Origin of the sequence: Pseudomonas sp. SJZ131 (assembly GCF_007828705.1) — a bacterium.
Lineage (GTDB): Bacteria > Pseudomonadota > Gammaproteobacteria > Pseudomonadales > Pseudomonadaceae > Aquipseudomonas > Aquipseudomonas prosekii.
Genome location: NZ_VIVC01000006.1, coordinates 26,064 through 43,707, shown reverse-complemented (window position 1 = coordinate 43,707; position 17,644 = coordinate 26,064). Strand labels below are relative to the sequence as shown.

The following is a 17,644-nucleotide window of genomic DNA, read 5'->3' as shown; positions in this document are numbered from 1 at the left end:
CGCCATTTATTGCGCGTGAGCAGCGAAAACCGATTCCAACTTGCAAGCCGAATTCAGGCAGGAAACCTCATGACCGACGCGTTCGAACTCCCCAGCACACTGGTCCAAGCCCTCCAGCGCCGCGCGGCTCTGACGCCGGATCTAGTGGCTTTGCGTTTTCTCGCCGAAACCGCGGATCAAACGGTGGTCCTCAGTTATCGCGACCTCGATCAGCGCGCCCGCACCATTGCTGGCGCATTGCAGGCCGAAGCGGCGTTTGGCGATCGCGCGGTGCTGCTGTTTCCCAGCGGCCCGGATTACGTCGCGGCGTTTTTCGGTTGCCTGTATGCCGGGGTGATCGCGGTGCCGGCCTATCCGCCGGAGTCGGCCAAACGTCATCACCAGGAACGCTTGCTGTCGATCATCAGCGACGCCGAACCGCGCCTGCTGTTGACCAGCGCCGGTCTGCAAGACGCCTTGTCGCAAATCGACGGCGCGCCGCCGCTGTTGTGCGTCGATACCCTCGACGCCGCGTTGGCTGAGGATTGGGTGTTGCCCGAGCTTGAAGACGAGCACATTGCCTTCCTGCAATACACCTCCGGCTCGACCGCGTTGCCCAAAGGCGTGCAAGTCAGTCACGGCAATCTGGTCGCCAACGAGCTGCTGATTCGCCATGGTTTTGGCATCGATCTGAACCCCGACGACGTCATCGTCAGTTGGCTGCCGCTGTACCACGACATGGGGTTGATCGGCGGTCTGTTGCAGCCGATTTTCAGCGGCGTGCCGTGCGTGTTGATGTCGCCGGCGTACTTCCTCGGCCGGCCGTTGCGCTGGCTCGAAGCGATCAGCGAGTACGGCGGCACCATCAGCGGCGGCCCGGATTTCGCCTATCGTTTGTGCAGCGAGCGGGTCAGTGAATCGGCGCTGGAACGCCTCGATCTCAGCGGCTGGCGCGTGGCCTATTCCGGCTCCGAGCCGATTCGCCTCGACACGCTGGAACGCTTCGCCGAGAAATTCGCCGCGTGCGGTTTTACCGAAAACAGCTTCATGGCGTCCTACGGTTTGGCCGAGGCCACACTGTTTGTCGCCGGCACCGCGCGCGGCCACGGCATCGGCAATTTGCGAGTCGACGATCAAGCCTTGGCGCAGAACCGCGCCGAAGCAGGCGAGGGCGCGGCGATCATGAGTTGCGGCATCAGCCAGCCGGATCACGCGGTGCTGATCGTCGATCCGCTGGCGTTAACCGAACTGGCCGACAACGCCGTCGGCGAAGTCTGGGCCGCCGGGCCGAGCATCGCCCACGGTTATTGGCGCAACCCCGAGGCCAGCCGCAAAACTTTCGTCGAACACGCGGGCCGCACCTGGCTGCGCACCGGCGATCTGGGGTTCATGCGCGGCGGTGAATTGTTCGTCACCGGGCGCCTGAAAGACATGCTCATCGTGCGCGGCCACAACCTCTATCCGCAGGACATCGAGCAGACCGTCGAGCGCGAAGTGGAAGTGGTGCGCAAGGGCCGCGTCGCCGCGTTCGCGATCACTACTGATGGAGAGGAAGGCATCGGCATCGCCGCAGAAATCAGCCGCAGCGTGCAGAAAATTCTGCCGCCCGAAGCGTTGATCAAAGCCATTCGCCAAGCCGTGGCCGAGGCGTATCAGCAAGCACCGAGCGTTGTAGTTTTGCTCAATCCCGGCGCGCTGCCGAAGACGTCCAGCGGCAAACTGCAACGCTCGGCGTGCCGCAATCGTCTGGCGGACGGCAGCCTCGACAGCTATGCGTTGTTTCCCTCGGCAACCGCCGAAAGCGCTGGCGCAACGCACTCCGCGTCCGAGCTGCAAACGCTGATCGGCAACCTCTGGTGCGAACAGCTCGGGGTCAAACAGGTCAACGCCGACGATCACTTTTTCCTCCTCGGCGGCAACTCCATCGCTGCCACGCAAGTGGTCGCGCGTTTGCGTGAAGTGTTGGGCGTGGAACTGAACCTGCGCCTGTTATTCGAAGCGCCGAGCCTCGGCGAGTTTGCCGCTGCGGTCGCGCAATTGCAGCAGGACGGCGGCCAGGCCCAAGGCGCGATCAGCGTGTTGTCGCGCAGCGCAGCGCTGCCGCAATCGCTGGCGCAAAACCGTTTGTGGATCACCTGGCAACTCGATCCGCACAGCAACGCCTACAACATTCCGGGGGCGTTGCGTCTGCGCGGCGAACTCGATGAAGACGCTTTGCGCAGCAGCTTCCAGCAGTTGATCGAGCGTCACCAATCGCTGCGCACGCGTTTCTTCGAGCGCGACGGCGTGGCGTTGCAACAGGTGGATGACGCCGCTGAATTCAATCTGCAACTGATCGACATCAGCGACTTGCCGGCCGATAAACGCGAAGTGCGCGCGCAACAAATCCGTGAAGACGAGGCGCGCACGCAGTTTGATCTGGAAAAAGGTCCATTGCTTTGGGTGACGCTGGTGCGCCTCGACGACGAGGACCATCAACTGCTGGTGACGCTGCACCACATCATCGCTGACGGTTGGTCGCTGAACGTCTTGATCGACGAGTTCTCGCGCCTGTACGCCGCCGCTTCGCAGGGGCAAACCGCCAACCTTGCGGCGCTGCCAACCCAGTACGCCGACTACGGCAGTTGGCAGCGTCAATGGCTGGCGCAAGGTGAGGGCGAGCGTCAACTCGCCTATTGGAAAGAACAGTTGGGCGACGAGCATCCGCTGCTGAGCCTGGCCACTGATCACCCGCGCTCGGCGCAACAGCTGCACAGCGCCGCACGCCACACCGTGCGTCTGGGCGCGAGCCTCAGCGAAGCGATTCGCCAGACTGCGCTCGCGCATCAAGCGACGCCTTTCATGCTGTTGTTGAGCGCATTTCAGAGCCTGTTACATCGCTACAGCGGCCAGCGCGATATCCGCGTCGGCGTGCCGAATGCCAACCGGCCGCGCCTGGAAACACAAGGCCTGATCGGCTTCTTCATCAACACCCAAGTGCTGCGCGCCGAGGTCGATTCGCGGCTGCCGTTCCTCGAGCTGCTGGCGCAAACCCGGCAAGCGACATTGGGCGCGCAAGCCCATCAGGACGTGCCGTTCGAGCAACTGCTGGAAGCGTTTCCGCAGGCGCGCGAATCCGGTTTGTTCCAGGTCATGTTCAACCACCAGCAACGCGACTTGAGTGCCTTGCGCCGCTTGCCGGGACTGCTCGCCGAAGAGCTGCCGTGGCACAGCCGCGAAGCCAAGTTCGACCTGCAATTGCACAGCGAAGAGGATCGCAACGGGCGGTTGAGCCTGTCTTTCGACTACGCCGACGAGCTGTTCGACGCGACGACCATCGAGCGCCTGGCCGAGCATTTCAGCAACTTGCTGCGGGATGTCTGCGAGCAGCCGCAACGCGCTGTCGGCGATCTGCAATTGCTCAATCCGCGCGAGACCGAGCAACAGCAACAATGGAGCGTGGCGCCGTGCATACCTGCCAGCCAATGGCTGCCGCAACGGCTCAATGAGCAACTGCTGCTGACCCCGCAGCGCACCGCGTTGATCTGGGACGGCGGGCAAATCGACTTCGCCGAACTGCATGCGCAAGCCAATCGCCTGGCGCATTACCTGCGCGACAAAGGCGTCGGCCCGGACGTGTGCGTGGCCATCGCCGCCGAGCGCTCGCCGCAACTGTTGATCGGCCTGCTGGCGATCATCAAGGCTGGCGGCGCCTATGTGCCGCTGGACCCGGATTACCCGGCCGAGCGTCTGGCTTACATGCTCAGCGACAGCGGCGTCGAATTGCTCCTGACCCAGACTGCGTTGCTTGAGCGCTTGCCGGCCACCGACGGCGTCAGCGTCATCGCCATGGACGCCTTGCACCTGGAAAACTGGCCGAGTCAGGCGCCGGGCCTGCACTTGCACGGCGACAACCTCGCGTACGTGATTTACACCTCCGGTTCGACCGGTCAGCCAAAAGGCGTCGGCAACACCCACGCCGCCCTCGCTGAACGTTTGCAATGGATGCAGAACACCTATCGCCTCGACGAAACCGACGTGCTGATGCAAAAAGCGCCGATCAGTTTCGACGTGTCGGTGTGGGAATGCTTCTGGCCGTTGGTCACCGGCGCGCGTTTGCTGATCGCCGGCCCCGGCGAACACCGCGATCCGCATCGCATCGCGCAACTGGTCCAGCAATACGGCGTGACCACGTTGCACTTTGTGCCGCCGCTGTTGGCATTGTTCATCGAAGAACCGCTGACCGCTGAATGCACCAGCCTGCGCCGGGTTTTTTCTGGTGGCGAAGCATTGCCGGCGGAGCTGCGTAACCGCGTGCTCGAGCAATTGCCGGCGGTGCAATTGCACAACCGTTATGGCCCGACCGAAACCGCGATCAACGTCACGCATTGGCATTGCACCAGCGCCGATGGCGAGCGCTCGCCGATTGGCCGGCCGCTGGGCAACGTGATTTGCCGGGTGCTCGACAGCGAGCTCAACCCGGTGCCGGCCGGGGTGCCGGGCGAATTGTGCATCAGCGGTATTGGTCTGGCGCGCGGTTATCTGCGGCGTCCGGCGCTGACCGCCGAGCGGTTTGTGGTCGACCCACTGAGCGAGCACGGCGCGCGTTTGTACCGCACTGGCGACCGCGCGCGCTGGAGCGCTGACGGCGTGATCGAATACCTCGGACGCTTCGATCAGCAGGTCAAACTGCGTGGTTTCCGCGTTGAGCCGCAAGAGATCGAAGCGCGGCTGCTCGCGCAATCAGGTGTGGCGCAAGCCGTGGTGCTGGTGCGCGAAACCGCTGCCGGTGGCCAGTTGATCGGTTACTACACGTCAGCGGATGCCGCTGAAGACATTGATGTTCAAACCCAACGCCTGAAAACCGCATTGGCCGCCGAGTTGCCGGAATACATGGTCCCGGCGCAACTGATGCGCCTCGATGCAATGCCCCTGAGCCCGAGCGGCAAACTCGACCGCCGCGCCTTGCCCGAGCCGCAATGGCAGGTGCGCGAACACGTCGAACCGGTGAGCGAACTCGAACAGCAAATCGCCGCGATCTGGCGTGAAGTGCTGGGCCTGGAGCAAATCGGCCTGCGCGACGACTTTTTTGCCCTCGGCGGACATTCGCTGCTGGCGACGCAAATCATCTCCCGCACACGCCAGGCCTGCGACGTCGAATTGCCGTTGCGCGCCTTGTTCGAAAACAGCGAACTCGGCGCGTTTGCCGAGCAAGTGCGGCTGATTCAGCTCAGCGGCAACACCAACCGCCAGCCACCGATCGACAAGGTCGATCGCAGCCAAGCGGTGCCGCTGTCGTATTCGCAGCAACGCATGTGGTTCCTCTGGCAAATGGAGCCGGACAGCCCGGCTTATAACGTCGGCGGCATGGCGCGGTTGCGCGGCGTGCTGGATGTCGGGCGTTTTGAAGCGGCGCTGCAAGCACTGATCATTCGCCACGAAACCCTGCGCACCACGTTCCCCAGCGTCGACGGCGTGGCGCGGCAACAGGTGCACGCCGACACCGGCGTGCGCATGGACTGGAAAGACTTCACCGCACTCGATGCCGATGACCGCGAATCGCAGGTCCAGCAATTGGCCGACGCTGAGGCGCACAAGCCGTTCGACCTGGAAACCGGTCCGCTGCTGCGCGCCTGTCTGGTCAAGACCGCCGAGCAGGAACATTACCTGGTGCTGACCTTGCACCACATCGTCACCGAAGGCTGGGCGATGGATATTTTCGCCCGCGAACTCAGCGCGCTGTACGAAGCGTTCGTCGATGACCGCGAATCGCCGCTACAGCCGTTGCCAGTGCAATACCTCGATTACAGCGTGTGGCAGCGTCAGTGGCTGGAATCTGGCGAGCGCCAACGTCAGCTCGATTACTGGACCGCGCAACTGGGCCGCGAGCATCCGCTGCTGGAATTGCCCGCCGACCGTCCGCGTCCGCCAGTGCAAAGTCACCAGGGTGAATTGTTCCGCTTCGACCTCAGCGACGACCTCGCGGCGCGGGTGCGGGCGTTCAATGCGCAAAACGGCCTGACGCTGTTCATGACCATGACCGCTGCGCTCGCCGTGCTGCTTTACCGCTACAGCGGCCAGAGCGATTTGCGCATCGGCGCGCCGGTGGCCAACCGTATTCGCCCGGAAAGCGAAGGGCTGATCGGCGCGTTCCTTAATACGCAAGTGCTGCGCTGCCAACTCGATGGGCAGATGTCGGTCGGCGAATTGTTCGAGCAGGTGCGCCACACCGTGATCGAAGGCCAGTCGCATCAGGACTTGCCGTTCGATCATCTGGTCGAAGCCTTGCAGCCGCCGCGCAGTGCCGCGTACAACCCGTTGTTCCAAGTGATGTGCAACGTGCAGCGCTGGGAATTCCAGCAGAGCCGCACGCTCGCCGGCATGACCGTCGAGTACCTGGCCAACGATGCGCGGGCGACCAAATTCGACCTCAACCTGGAAGTCACCGACCTCGATCATCGGCTCGGTTGCTGCCTGACTTACAGCACTGATTTGTTCGATGAGCCGCGCATTGCGCGCATGGCCGGGCATTGGCGCAATCTGCTCGAAGCGTTGCTGGCCGATCCGCAGCAGCGTCTCAGCGAGCTGCCGCTGCTCGAATCCGCCGAACAGCAAAACCTGCTCGACAGCCTCGGCATCGAGCCGGGCCAACATCGCCTCGACCATTGCATTCATCACCTGTTCAGCGAGCAGGCACTGGCGCGCCAAGACGCGCCGGCGCTGACCTTCGCCGGCGCAACCCTGAGCTATGCCGAACTGGACAGCCGCGCCAATCGCCTGGCCTGGATGCTCCGCGAGCGTGGCGTCGGCCCGCAAGTGCGCGTCGGCCTCGCGCTGGAGCGCTCGCTGGAAATGGTCATCGGCCTGCTGGCGATTCTCAAGGCTGGCGGCGCTTATGTGCCGCTCGACCCGGAATACCCGCTCGATCGCCTGCATTACATGATCGAAGACAGCGGCATCGGTCTGCTGCTCAGCGATCAGGCGATGTTCAACGCGCTGGGTGAATTGCCGGCGACCGTGGCCCGTTGCTGCCTCGAAGAAGACGCCGCCGAACTGGCCCATTACCCGGCCAGCGAGTTGCCGTTTATCAGCCTGCCGCAACATCAGGCGTACCTGATTTACACTTCCGGTTCGACCGGCAAACCGAAAGGCGTGGTAGTCTCGCACGGTGAAATCGCCATGCACTGCCAAGCGGTGATCGAGCGCTTTGGCATGCGCCCGGACGATTGCGAATTGCACTTCTATTCGATCAACTTCGACGCCGCCACCGAGCGTCTGCTGGTGCCGTTGTTGAGCGGTGCGCACGTGGTATTGCGCGCTCAAGGGCAGTGGGACGCGGAGGAAATCTGCGGGTTGATTCGTCAGCATCAGATCAACATCCTCGGTTTCACCCCAAGCTACGGCAGCCAATTGGCCCAGTGGCTGGCGACTCAGGGCGAAACCCTGCCGGTGCGCATGTGCATCACCGGCGGCGAAGCGTTGACCGGCGAACACCTGGCGCGGATTCGCGCAGCGTTCCAGCCGAGCGTGTTTTTCAACGCGTACGGCCCGACCGAAACCGTGGTCATGCCGCTCGCCAGTCTGGCCCCGCAAGTGCTGGAAGAAGGCCTCGGCAGCGTGCCGATCGGCAGCGTGATCGGCGCGCGTGTCGCGTACATTCTCGACGCCGATCTGGCGCTGGTGGCGCAAGGCGCGACCGGCGAGTTGTACGTCGGCGGCGCTGGCCTCGCGCAGGGTTATCACCAGCGCGCCGGGATGACCGCCGAGCGCTTTGTCGCCGATCCATTCGCGGCCAATGGCGGGCGTATTTACCGCACCGGCGACCTGGTGCGCCAGCGCGCCGATGGGCTGGTTGAATACCTCGGGCGGATTGACCATCAAGTGAAGATCCGTGGTTTCCGCATCGAACTCGGCGAGATCGAAACGCGTTTGCTCGAACATGCTTCGATTCGCGAAGCGGTGGTGCTGGCACTGGACGCGCCGAGCGGCAAGCAGTTGGTCGGTTATCTGGTGACGGACGTCGCCGAACAGGACGAAGCGCAACAAGCCATCTTGCGTGAAGCGTTGAAGGCACACCTCAAGTCGCAGTTGCCGGATTACATGGTGCCGACGCACCTGATCCTGCTGGCCAGCATGGCGCTGACCGCCAACGGCAAGCTCGACCGCCGCGCATTGCCGGCACCGGACCCGGAGCTCAATCGTCAGCATTACGTGGCGCCGAGCAATGAACTGGAGCTGACGTTGGCCGGGATTTGGTGCGAAGTGCTGAACGTCGCGCAGGTCGGGCTCAACGACAATTTCTTCGAACTCGGCGGTGACTCGATCCTGTCGATTCAAGTGGTCAGCCGCGCGCGTCAGCAAGGCATTCACTTCAGCCCGCGCGACTTGTTCCAGCATCAAACGGTGCAGACGCTTGCCGCCGTCGCGACGCGCACCGAGCAGGTCAGCGCCGAGCAGGGTTTGCTCAGCGGCGAAGCGCGTCTGACGCCGATTCAGCACTGGTTCTTCGACACCGATATTCCCCAGCGCCAACACTGGAACCAGGCGTTGCTGCTGCAACCGACCAGCGCGCTGGACGCGCCTCGGCTCGAGCAAGCGCTGCTGGCGGTGATTGAGCAGCATGACGCCTTGCGTCTGCGTTTTACCGCGGCCGATGGTCAGTGGCATGCCGAGCATCAGGCGATCAACCACAGCCCGATCCTCTGGCAAGTGCGCGTTTCGTCCATGGACAAATGCGCGGCGCTGTTCGCCGACGCACAACGCAGCCTCGATCTGCAACAAGGGCCGCTGTTGCGCGCGTTGCTGGTCGATGGTCCTGAAGGGCAGCAACGCTTGTTTATCGCGATTCACCACTTGGTGGTCGATGGCGTTTCGTGGCGGGTTTTGCTCGACGATCTGCAGACCGTTTACCGTCAACTGGATGCCGGGCAAGCGCTGAAGCTGCCGGCGAAAACCAGTGCTTTCAAAGACTGGACCGCACGTTTGCAGGCCTATGCCGGCAGCGAATCGCTGCGCGAAGAACTCGACTGGTGGCAGGCGCAACTGGCCGGGCCAGTCAGCCACTTGCCGTGTGATGACCCGCAGGGCGGCCAGCAGCATCGTCATGCGCAAACCGTCAGCGTGCGCCTCGACGCCGAGCGCACCCGGCAGTTGCTGCAGCAGGCGCCGAGCGCTTATCGCACGCAGGTCAACGACTTGCTGCTGACCGCGTTGGCCCGGGTGATTTGCCGCTGGAGCGGCGAGCAATCGGCGCTGATTCAACTCGAAGGGCATGGCCGCGAAACCCTGTTCGACGAGATTGACCTGACCCGCACCGTCGGTTGGTTCACCAGCGCTTATCCGCTGCGCTTGACCCCGGCGGACGGGCAGGGCGCGTCGATCAAGGCAATCAAGGAACAACTGCGCAGCGTGCCGCACAAAGGCCTCGGTTATGGCGTGTTGCGTTACCTCGCCGACGACCTGTGCCGGCAGACCATGAGTGCGTTGCCGGTGGCGCCGATCACCTTCAACTACCTTGGCCAGTTCGACCAGAGCTTCGGCGCCGACGCGTTGTTCCGCCCGCTCGATGAAGCAGTCGGCGCGGCCCACGATGCGCACGCGCCGCTGCCGAACGAGCTGAGTGTCGACAGTCAGGTGTATGGCGGTGAACTGCTGCTGCGCTGGACCTTCAGCGCTGAGCGTCACGACCCGCATACCATTGATGAGTTGGCGAACGCTTACGTCGCCGAGCTGCACAGCCTGATCGAACATTGCTTGCAGGACGATGCCGGTGGCCTGACGCCGTCGGACTTCCCGTTGGCCCGGCTGACCCAGACGCAACTCGATGCGCTGCCAATTGCTGCGGCGCTGATCGAGGACGTCTACCCGCTGACGCCGATGCAGGAAGGCATGTTGCTGCACACGCTGCTGGAACCGGGCACCGGCCTGTATTACATGCAGGATCGCTATCGCATCAACAGCGAGCTCGATCCGCAGCGTTTCGCCGAGGCCTGGCAAGCGGTGATTGCGCGTCACGAAGCGTTGCGCGCGTCGTTCTGCTGGAACGTCGGCGAAGACATGCTGCAAGTGATCCACAAACCGGGCAGCACGCCGATCGAGTACCTCGACTGGAGCGCAGTCGCCGAGGCCGAGCAAGAACCGCAGCTGCAAGCGTTGCTGAAAAACGAGCGCGAAACCGGCTTCGATTTGCTCAATCAGGCACCGTTTCACTTGCGTCTGATCAAGGTCGGCGCGGCGCGTTACTGGTTCATGATGAGCAACCACCACATCCTCATCGATGCCTGGTGCCGTTCGCTGCTGATGAACGATTTCTTCGAAATCTACCTGGCGCTGGGCGAGGGTCGCGACGCGCAATTGGCCGTGCCACCGCGCTATCGCGACTACATTGGCTGGCTGCAACGCCAAAGCCTCAGCGAGGCGCGGCAGTGGTGGAAAAGCAACCTGAAAGGCTTCGAACGCACCACGCCGATCCCCAGCGACCGACCGTTCCTGCGCGAACACGCGGGTGACAGCGGCGGCATGATTGTTGGCGACCGCTACACCCGACTGGATGCCCGTGACGGCGCGCAATTGCGTGAACTGGCGCAGGCCCATCAACTGACCATCAACACCTTCGCCCAAGCGGCGTGGGCCCTGGTTTTGCGCCGTTTGAGCGGTGATCGCGACGTGCTGTTCGGCGTTACGGTGGCCGGGCGTCCGGTGGAAATGCCGGAGATGCAACGCACCGTCGGGCTGTTCATCAACAGCATCGCGCTGCGCGTGAAAATGCCCGAAGACCATCAGCGTTGCAGCGTTCGCCAGTGGCTCAGCGGTTTGCTCGACAGCAACATGCAACTGCGCGAGTACGAATACTTGCCGCTGGTGACCATTCAGGAAAACAGCGAATTGCCGAAGGGCCAGCCGCTGTTCGACAGTCTTTTCGTGTTCGAAAACGCCCCGGTGGAAGTCTCGGTACTGGACCGCGCGCAAAGCCTTAACGCTACCTCGGATTCCGGCCGCACGCACACCAACTTCCCGCTGACGGCGGTTTGCTATCCGGGTGACGACCTCGGTTTGCACCTGTCGTATGACCAGCGTTATTTCGACGAAAGCACCATCGAACGCATGCTTGGCGAGTTCAAGCGTCTGCTGCTGGCGCTGGTTGCCGGTTTCCATGGCGACATGGCCGACTTGCCGCTGCTGGGCGACGAGGAACAGCAGTTCCTGATCCACGGCTGCAATCAGAGTGCGCATGAATATCCGCTGGAGCAGAGCTACGTCGAGTTGTTCGAGGCCCAGGTCGCGCAGCATCCGCAGCGCATCGCCGCGAGTTGCCTCGACCGCTTGCACAGTTACGTCGAACTCAACCAACGCAGCAACCGCCTCGGGCATGCGTTGATCGCCGCTGGGGTAGGCCTCGATCAACCGGTGGCGTTGCTCGCCGAACGTAACCTCGATCTGCTCGGCATGATCATCGGCAGCTTCAAGGCTGGCGCCGGTTACCTGCCGCTGGATCCGGGCCTGCCGAGCCAGCGACTGAGCCGGATCATCGACCTCAGCCGCACGCCGTTGCTGGTCTGCACGCAGGCTTGCCATGAACAGGCGCTGGCGTTGCTGGATGAATTCGCCTGTTCCGAACGGCCGAAATTACTGGTCTGGGAAGACGTGCAGGCGAGCGATGCTTCGGTGCAAAACCCGGGCATCTACAGCGCGCCGGATAATTTGGCGTACGTGATCTACACCTCGGGCTCGACCGGTTTGCCCAAAGGCGTGATGGTCGAACAACGAGGCATGCTCAATAACCAGTTGAGCAAGGTGCCGTACCTGAACCTGAGCGCGGCGGACGTGATTGCGCAAACCGCGTCGCAAAGCTTCGATATTTCGGTCTGGCAGTTCCTCGCCGCGCCGCTGTTCGGCGCGCGCGTGGACATCGTGCCGAACACCATTGCCCATGATCCGCAAGGTTTGCTGGCGCACGTGCAGAGCCAGGGCATCACCGTGCTGGAAAGCGTGCCGTCGCTGATTCAGGGCATGCTCGGCCAAGAGCGCATGAGCCTCGATGGCCTGCGCTGGATGCTGCCGACCGGCGAAGCAATGCCGCCGGAACTGGCGCACCAATGGCTGCTGCGTTACCCGCAGATTGGTCTGGTGAACGCTTATGGTCCGGCGGAATGTTCGGACGACGTGGCGTTCTTCCGTGTTGACATGGCGTCGACGCGCGGCAGTTATTTGCCGATTGGTACGCCGACCGACAACAACCGTTTGTACCTGCTCGACGGCGCGCTGGAACTGGTGCCGTTGGGTGCGGTGGGTGAGTTGTGTGTTGCCGGCACCGGGGTTGGGCGCGGCTATGTCAGCGATCCGCTGCGCACCGCCCAGGTGTTTGTGCCGAACCCGTTCGGTGCGCCGGGTGATCGCTTGTATCGCACTGGCGACCTGGCCCGTCGGCGCAGCGATGGCGTGCTGGAATACGTCGGGCGTATCGACCATCAAGTGAAGATTCGCGGTTATCGCATCGAGTTGGGCGAAATCGAAGCGCGCCTGCACGAGCAACCGGAAGTGCGCGATGCGGCGGTCGGGGTGCAGGAAGGCGTCAACGGCAAGCACTTGGTCGGGTTCTTGGTGGCAAGCACGGGGGCGGCGGATTCGGCGCTCAATCCGGGCGAACGCCTGGAACGCATCAAGCAACGCCTGCGCGCCGAACTGCCGGAATACATGGTGCCGCTGCATTGGTTGTGGCTCGACAAATTGCCGCTGAACGCCAACGGCAAACTTGATCGCAAAGCCTTGCCGGTGCTGGAGATCGGCCAGTTGCAGAGCCAGGATTATCTGGCGCCGCGCAACGAGCTGGAGCAGACCCTGGCGGATATCTGGGCCGAAGTGCTCAAGGTCGATCAGGTCGGGGTGCGCGACAATTTCTTCGAACTCGGCGGCCATTCGCTGCTGGCGACGCAAATCGCCTCGCGCGTGCAAAAAGCCCTGCAACGCAATGTGCCGCTGCGGGCGATGTTCGAGTGCAGTTCGGTGGAGGAATTGGCGGAGTACATCGAAGGTTTGGCGGCGAGTGATATCACCGAGGAGAAAGTCGATCGCTTGAATGATCTGATGGCGGAGTTGGAAGGGCTTTGATTCTTTAGCGTCGGTTCTGGCCCCATCGCGAGCAAGCCTTGCTCCCACGGAATTTATGTCGGTCTCGATATCGGGGCCGACTCCGACCTGTAGGAGCAAGGCTTGCCCGCGAAGGCGTCAGCCCAGACACCCCAAGGTTGACTGCCAAGCCACAGCGGCCCAGTCTTCCCCCTCCATTTTGGTGAGGAGACAGCTGATGCCCTTCGCAACAATAGACGGACAATCCCTTCACTACACCGATCAAGGCACCGGCCCGGCCGTGTTGCTCGCCGGCAGTTATCTGTGGGACCAAAACATGTGGGCGCCGCAGATTGCCGCACTGTCGCAGCAATACCGGGTCATCGCGCTGGACCTGTGGGGCCACGGCCAGTCCGGGCCATTACCGGCCGGCACGACTTCACTGGATGACATCGCCCGTCAGGCTCTGGCGCTGCTCGATCATCTGGACATTGCTCGGGTGACGCTGGTCGGCCTGTCGGTCGGCGGCATGTGGGGCGTGCGCCTGGCGCTGTCGGCACCGCAGCGGCTCAATGGTCTGGTGCTGATGGACACTTACGTCGGCGTCGAGCCGGAGCCAACTCGCCAATACTATTTCTCGCTGTTCAAACAGGTCGAAGACACTGGCGTGATCGCACCGCAACTGCTGGACATCGTGGTGCCGATCTTCTTCCGGCCAGGCATCGATCCGCAGTCAGCGTTGTATCAGGATTTCCGTGCTTCGTTGGCGGCGCTGCTGGCCGAACGCCTGCGCGAGAGCATCGTGCCGATGGGGCGGATTACCTTTGGACGGGATGATTTGCTCGCGCGCCTGCCCGAGCTGGATGCAGCAACGACGTTGGTGATGTGTGGCGATCAGGACAAACCACGGCCACCCTCGGAAGCGCGCGAGATGGCCGGGTTGATTGGCTGCGAGTGTGTGCTGGTGCCGGAGGCCGGGCATATTTCCAATCTGGAGAATGCCGGGTTTGTCACTGAGGCGTTGTTGAGGTTTTTGGCTGAAAGGAATTAGTTGTTGATTCGGGCCCCTTCGCGGGCAAGCCTCGCTCCTACAGAGGTTCGCATTCCCCTGTAGGAGCGAGGCTTGCCCGCGAAGGCGTCGGTGGGGGATTACTTCGGCCCGAGGATTTTCTGCAATTTGTCCGGCGACGGTGCGCCTTGCTGTTGCTGCAATTCGCCCTTGTCGTCCATGTAGAAAATCGCCGGGGTTGCCTGCAATTCCAGATCGTCCATCAACTGCATGTTCGCCGCCAGTTTTGCCTGGATCGCCGGTGGCACCTCTTTCAAGGCTTTGAGCTTGCTTTGCTTGCCAGCCTTTTCGTGATCGGCCAACGCCTGGCTCGGGTCTTTGGCGGCGAGCAGCGCGGCGGATTTCGCCGGGCTGTCCTCGCGGATGATCCCCACCATGATGTGCCGCAGCTGCACCTTGCCCGAATCGACCCACGGCCGCGCCTGTTCCCAGAACATGTTGCAGTAAGGGCAATTCGGGTCGCTGAACAGATAAACGATGCGCGGCGCATCCTTTTTGCCGTCGGCGATCCAGTTGCTCGCTTCCATCTTGCCCCAGACTTCCTTGGACATCGGCGCGTAAACCAGCTTCTGCAACGGCGCGCTGCTCAGGTCGTTGCCGTCGGCGTCGTACAGATTGCCGAGCAGCACGTGTTTGCCATCCGGCGTCAGGTACAGCGCCATGCCGCGATTCTGGTACTGCGCGGCGTAACCGCGCAAACCGTCCGGCGCATCGAACTGGCCGACGATTTTCGCGCCTTTGGCTTCAATCTTCTTGATCGCCTCGGGCAGTTCTTCAGCGGCCTGCACCGCCGGCAGGTGTAGCAGCGCAGCACCCAAAGTCAGGGTCAGCAGGTGGCGGAGGCGGGGCATGGCAGTTTCCTTGAAGAAGAGGTCGAAGAGGCAGAAGCGGCGGCGTTGGGCGTGTCGAAGTTTTCCAGGGCGCGGGCCAAACTGGCGTCCGACAATTCGCCCAGATGGCTGGCCAGCAAGCGGCCATCGTTGCTATAGAACAGCGTAGTCGGCAATGCCATCGAACCGACGGCCTGACCCAAACGGCCGCCGCGATCAAACAGCACGTTGGACAGGCTCAGGCCCTGGGTTTCCAGGTAAGTGCTGACACTTTGCATGCTTTCAGCCTGATTGACGAACAGGAAAGTCAGGTCCGGACGTTGCTGCTGGGCGTGTTCGAGCACCGGCATTTCCCGGCGACACGGCGGACACCAGGTCGCCCACAAGTTGATCACCAACGGGCCACCCTGATAGTCGCTGAGTTTGACCGTTTCGCCAGCGGCGTTGCGCAGTGCGATGTCCGGCAGGCGCGTGCCTTGCTCGTAGAGCGTCAGGGAAAAGGTCGCGAGCAACCAGAACAGCAAGCCGCTGCCGGCGCCAAAGCCCAGTGGCCGACGCAAACCCGGCCGCCGCCAGCCGCGATACAACGCCGCCAGCACCAGCACGATTACCCCCGGCCACGCGAGAAATCCGCCATCGCGCAGATCAATCATTTGCCACGGGTCGTTGCGGTAATGCGCCCAATAGGCGATCACGAAACTCACCCGCGCCGCCAGCATGCCCAACAGGAACAGGCTGAACAGCACCGACTCGGGATTCTCGCCGCCGCGCTTGGCCACCCGCCAACCGACGAACGTCGCCAGCGCCAGAGCACTGATCAGCAGCAGGTGGTTAAGCGCAATGGCAAAGGTGCCGAGGGTAAAAGTCAGCATTAATGAGCATCTCGGGTGGTGGTCCAGCGTTGCAGGAAAGTCTGCGCATCGACTTCGCCGGTGATGCGCTGGCTGCGGCGTTCGACACCATCGGCGCCGATCCACAGCAGGCTCGGTGGCCCCGGCACTTTATAGCGGCCGAGCAGTTCGCGGCTGGCGGCATTGTCGGCGGTGACGTCCAGCCGTAGCAAGCGCACATCTTTTAATGCAGCCAAAACCTGTGGTTGGCCGAACACCTGTTTTTCCATGACTTTGCAGGCTACGCACCAGTCGGCATAGTAATCCAGCAGCACCCATTGGCCCTGAGCCTGCGCCGCTTCGAGTTCGCGTTGCAGCGCGGCGGGGCTGTTGACCGTGGTGAAGGCGTCGTGGCCGACCGGGTTGGCGGCGTTGGCGGAATCGGACGCCGCATACACCTGCAATGGTTTGAACAGGTCAGCGCTGCCGCCCGCCGCCCCGATCACCAGCAGGCTGCCCCAGAGACCGAGCAACAGCGCGCTGGCGCCGAACAGTTGAGCGACGCGGCCGAAACCCTCCGACTGTTTCCAGGCGCTGTACGCGGCGATCAACAACAATGCGCCACACAAACCGAGCCACAGCGATGGATCGAGCACCGAGCGCAACATGAACAGCGCGGTGGCGAGGAACAGAAAACCGAACACGCCTTTGAGCAGATTCATCCACGCGCCCGGTTTGGGCAGGAAGCGATTGCCGACGGTCACCAGCAACAGCAGGGGAATGCCCATGCCAATGCCCATGGCAAACAGAATCAGCCCGCCGTGCAGCGCGTTACCGCTTTGCGCGATATACAGCAACGCGCCGGCCAGCGGCGCGGTCATGCACGGCCCGACCAGCAGCCCCGACAACGCGCCGAGCACGCCGGCGCCGATCAGGCTGCCGCCGCGTTGCTTGCGCGAGGCGTGCTCAAGTCGATCGCGCAATGCTACGGGCAATTGCAATTCGAAGAAGCCGAACATCGGCAAGGCCAGCAGCACGAACACCGCTGCGAAACTGCCCAGCAACCAGGGATTTTGCAGCAATGCCTGAAGATTGCCGCCCAACAACGCGGCCAGCACGCCCAGCGCCGCGTACACCAACGCCATGCAAATCACATAACTGCTGGCCAACGCGAAACCGCGTTTGGGCGAGGCGCCGCTGCCGACGATCAGCCCCGCGAGAATCGGCAACATTGGCAACGTGCACGGCGTGAACGCCAGCAACAGACCGAGGCCGAAGAACACCAGCAAACTCCAGCCCAACGCGCGCTGTTGCAAGTTGCTGGCGAGGGCTTGATCCGGCGCCTGCGTGGCGGCAATCGTCGCCGCCGCGCCACCGAGATCAACGACCTGGGTTTGCGGCGGATAACACAGCCCGGCATCCGCGCAGCCCTGAAAACCGACTTTGATCTGTCCGGTCGCCCCGGCAGGGATTTTCAGCTCCAGACCTTGGCGATAAACCGGCTGCTCACCGAAAAACTCATCGCTGTGCGACTCACCCTCCGGCAACACCGGCATTTTCGCCGGCGCCAGACCTTCGAACTTCAGGCGCTTCTGATACAGGTAGTAACCGTCGGCAATCTGCCAGAACAGCTGCATTTCACCGCTTTGCAGACGTTCAGAGGTAAGAACGAACGCTTGCTCGACCGGCAGGAATTCTGGTTTGGTTTCGAACGGATTTGATCCCGCGTGGGCGATACCCGAGAGCAGAAGAATAAAAAGCAGAAAATATTGCCGCATGAGCCATCCGATGCCGGTGCAAGTGAGACGCACGATGCTGGCCGACGATTAACCGGTGATTAATAGGTGCCCGGCAGGTGATCGGCAGGTGCTTGCCGATCACTTTGCTCGGCC

At 62.7% G+C, this 17,644-nt stretch carries 5 protein-coding genes; 2 read left to right on the top strand and 3 right to left on the bottom strand.

All coding sequences use genetic code 11. The features are described from left to right. Nucleotides 1–69 precede the first annotated feature (69 nt). The gene (locus FBY12_RS23365) at nucleotides 70–13,065 is read left to right on the top strand and encodes a non-ribosomal peptide synthetase (RefSeq protein ID WP_145256295.1); all 12,996 of its coding nucleotides are present in this window, start codon (nucleotides 70–72) and stop codon (nucleotides 13,063–13,065) included. Nucleotides 13,066–13,261: 196 nt separating this feature from the next. Next, entirely contained in the window at nucleotides 13,262–14,074 is an 813-nt protein-coding gene (locus tag FBY12_RS23360) for an alpha/beta fold hydrolase (protein WP_145256292.1), read from the top strand. A 98-nt stretch (nucleotides 14,075–14,172) separates the two neighbouring features. Here FBY12_RS23360 and dsbG read toward each other — a convergent pair whose 3' ends face one another. The 3 genes from dsbG to dsbD are packed head-to-tail and all read right to left on the bottom strand — an operon-like array spanning nucleotide 14,173 to nucleotide 17,530. After that, entirely contained in the window at nucleotides 14,173–14,943 is a 771-nt protein-coding gene (gene dsbG / locus FBY12_RS23355; RefSeq protein ID WP_121731451.1) for a thiol:disulfide interchange protein DsbG, read from the bottom strand. Further along, on the bottom strand, nucleotides 14,919–15,794 hold the full coding sequence (locus FBY12_RS23350) for a TlpA disulfide reductase family protein (protein ID WP_145256288.1): 876 nt from the start codon (nucleotides 15,792–15,794) through the stop codon (nucleotides 14,919–14,921). The genes dsbG and FBY12_RS23350 overlap by 25 nt, the downstream gene beginning before the upstream one ends. Then, on the bottom strand, nucleotides 15,794–17,530 hold the full coding sequence (gene dsbD, locus FBY12_RS23345) for a protein-disulfide reductase DsbD (protein WP_145256285.1): 1,737 nt from the start codon (nucleotides 17,528–17,530) through the stop codon (nucleotides 15,794–15,796). Before dsbD ends, FBY12_RS23350 begins: the two co-directional genes overlap by 1 nt. Nucleotides 17,531–17,644 lie beyond the last annotated feature (114 nt).

Coding starts and splice junctions, on each gene's coding strand:
- FBY12_RS23365 (WP_145256295.1), top strand. CDS start 70: ATGACCGACGCGTTCGAACTCCCCAGCACACTGGTCCAAGCCCTCCAG.
- FBY12_RS23360 (WP_145256292.1), top strand. CDS start 13,262: ATGCCCTTCGCAACAATAGACGGACAATCCCTTCACTACACCGATCAA.
- dsbG (WP_121731451.1), bottom strand. CDS start 14,943: ATGCCCCGCCTCCGCCACCTGCTGACCCTGACTTTGGGTGCTGCGCTG.
- FBY12_RS23350 (WP_145256288.1), bottom strand. CDS start 15,794: ATGCTGACTTTTACCCTCGGCACCTTTGCCATTGCGCTTAACCACCTG.
- dsbD (WP_145256285.1), bottom strand. CDS start 17,530: ATGCGGCAATATTTTCTGCTTTTTATTCTTCTGCTCTCGGGTATCGCC.